The sequence below is a fragment of the Tahibacter caeni genome, assembly GCF_024609805.1.
Taxonomy (GTDB): Bacteria; Pseudomonadota; Gammaproteobacteria; order Xanthomonadales; family Rhodanobacteraceae; genus Tahibacter; species Tahibacter caeni.
In genome coordinates this window covers 1-1,912 of sequence record NZ_JANFVR010000550.1, presented here as the reverse complement: position 1 = coordinate 1,912, position 1,912 = coordinate 1, and the positions used below count along the sequence as shown (strand labels likewise).

Below are 1,912 nucleotides of genomic sequence, written 5' to 3'. Positions count from 1 at the left end.
AGCAGCGCGGCGCGCTCGGCGCCGCTGCGCCGCGCGAGCTCGGCGCCGGCCGCCGCGGCGAGCGCGACGGCCTGCTCGATCTCCGCGGCGGTCGCGCCGTGATACGCCGGCGCAAGCGCCGCACCGCTGGCCGGATCGACGCCGTGGAACGCCGCGCCGGTGCGTCCGCCGCGACCCGAGCCGATCAGCGAGACACCCTGAAGCTCGACCGTCATTGAAAATTCTCCGTTAGTTTCAAAAATCGCGTCGCAGCGCGACATCGTTTGGCGCTGCCGCACCGTCCTGGAAGCCCTCTCCCCCAAGCGCGTTCGCGCTTGGGGGAGAGGGTTGGGTGAGGGGTGAAACCTCCGCCGCGACGCTGACGGATTTTCGCCGCTGCGCTGGCGGTGCGGCCATCACGCCGGAAATCCGACGACGTCGCGCGCTTTCTCTTTTCCCCCTCACCCCGGCCCTCTCCCCCAGCGAGCTTGGAGGAGAGGGAGCGCAGCGCGACATGGTCCACGCGACGTCAAGCCCGTCTCATCATCGTCCCGGTCGCGACCGGCGCTGCCGCACGGTGCTGGAAGCCCTCTCCCCCAGGACGAGGCCGCGCCGGGGAGAGCGGGTGTTCCGGCGTCGCGGAAAACTTCAGATACCGGATCCGGCCGTCACAGCACCGGCCGCTCGCGCAGCGCCTTGCGGATGGTCGCGAGCGCTTCCTCGCGTTCGGCGCCGACGAGTTCCAGGCGCGGCGCGCGCACGCGTTCGTGACCCATGCCGGCTTCCTGCTGGATAAGCTTGATCAGCTGGACGAACTTGACGACGGTGTCCAGGCGCAGCAGCGGCAGGTGCCAGCGGTACAGCGCGCGCGCTTCGTCCCAGCGGCCGGCCTTGGCCAGCTCGAACTGGGCGACCGATTCCTTCGGCAGCGCGTTGACCGTGCCGGCGACCCAGAACTCGGCGCCGGCGGCGACGCCTTCGCAGACCATGTCGTCGAGACCGACGCCGACGCGCACGCGTTCGCCGAGCAGCGCGACGAGCGCAGTCACGCGGCGCGAGTCACCGCTGGATTCCTTGACCGCTTCGAGATTCGTGTGCTCGGCCGCGAGTTCGGCGACCTGCGCCGCGCTGAAGTCGGTCTTGTAGGCCGGCGGGTTGTTGTACAGCATGCACGGCAGCGCCGTCGCCGCGATGACGGCGCCGACGTGCGCCTTCATCTCGCGCCAGTCGCTCGAATACACGTACGGCGGCAGCACCATGAGGCCGCCGCAGCCCGCCTCGGCCGAGGCCCTGGCCAGGCGCACGGCCTCGTCGGTGGACAGCGCGGCGATGCCCGGAATGACCGGCACGCGGCCGGCCGCCGCGGCGACGCAGGTGCGGATCAGCGCGACCTTCTCGTCGAACGACAGGGTCGCGCCTTCGCCGAGCGAACCGCACGGAATGATGCCCTTGCAGCCGTGCCCGACGAGCCAGTTCACGTGCCGCGTGACGAAGTCGTGGTCGATCGCGAGGTCGGCGTCGAACGGAGTGGTGATGGCGGGCAGCACGCCTTGCCAGATGGTGCTCATGCGGATTCCTGTGCAGGATTTTCGGGATCGGAACGGAATTCGGTGAAGCAGGCCAGCGCCGCCGGCGCCAGCGGCGGCCGCGGCGTCGCCGCGGTCCAGCCGAACAGGAATTCGCCGGCGGCGCCGCAGATGCGCGCCTGGCAGTGGCCCATGCCGAACCGCGTCTGCAGGCGCGCGTCGCGCTGGCTGCGGCAGGCGGCCGCGTCCGCATAACGCACGTTCTCGCAGCGGCACAGCACAGTGTCGGGCGCGGCGAGCTCGCGCAGTTCGTCGCGCAGCGCGAAATGGCGACGCAAGGTGCGCGCGAACCGCGCGCCGCGCGCGCAGTCGCGCTGCAGCGCGCGCGGGCGCTCGACAGTGCCGGC

2 protein-coding genes and 1 pseudogene are annotated in these 1,912 nt (G+C 71.3%); all 3 read right to left on the bottom strand.

From position 1 onward, the window contains the following. A pseudogene (locus tag NON22_RS23665) lies at positions 1 to 215 on the bottom strand (aldehyde dehydrogenase (NADP(+))); the annotation flags it as partial. Between the two features lie 432 nt (positions 216 to 647). Then, positions 648 to 1,553 carry a dihydrodipicolinate synthase family protein gene (locus NON22_RS23660; RefSeq protein ID WP_257389440.1) on the bottom strand — a complete coding sequence of 302 codons (906 nt, stop codon included), beginning with the start codon at positions 1,551 to 1,553 and terminating at the stop codon, positions 648 to 650. Beyond that, positions 1,544 to 1,912: bacterioferritin-associated ferredoxin (locus tag NON22_RS23655; protein WP_484600515.1), on the bottom strand; the 369-nt coding region annotated here is incomplete at its 5' end. The genes NON22_RS23660 and NON22_RS23655, both read right to left, overlap by 10 nt.